This window comes from Phenylobacterium hankyongense, from assembly GCF_003254505.1.
Classification (GTDB): Bacteria; Pseudomonadota; Alphaproteobacteria; order Caulobacterales; family Caulobacteraceae; genus Phenylobacterium; species Phenylobacterium hankyongense.
This window is the reverse complement of sequence record NZ_QFYP01000038.1, coordinates 1-304: the sequence shown is the minus strand read 5'-3', so window position 1 is coordinate 304 and position 304 is coordinate 1. Positions and strand designations below refer to the sequence as shown.

The following is a 304-nucleotide window of genomic DNA, read 5'->3' as shown; positions in this document are numbered from 1 at the left end:
AGCGGTACGCCGCCGTGACGCGAACGGCGTGGATCTTCAGATCGTCCTCGGTCCGCTGGAAGTTGGTCCCCGCCGGATTGGTCAGGACGAACGGATTGGTCGCCGGAACCGGCCCGCCGGCCCGCACGGTGTAGCCGTCGTCCTCGAGTTCGGTGAGCAGGTACTCCAGCCCCAGGCTCACATCGTTGGTGATCTTATGCTCAAGGCCGGCGCCCAGCTGCCAGCCGTCGACCCAGTCGTCGTTGGTGGTGGCGGCGAAGCTGTTGGCCGTGTTGCTGGTCCGGAAGCGCCGGTCCACCTGACC

1 protein-coding gene is annotated in these 304 nt (G+C 67.1%); it reads right to left on the bottom strand.

The genetic code is table 11. The features are described 5' to 3' along the window. Nucleotides 1–304 (bottom strand): outer membrane protein (locus tag DJ021_RS19050; RefSeq protein WP_165837295.1); only part of this gene is annotated, 304 nt, incomplete at both ends.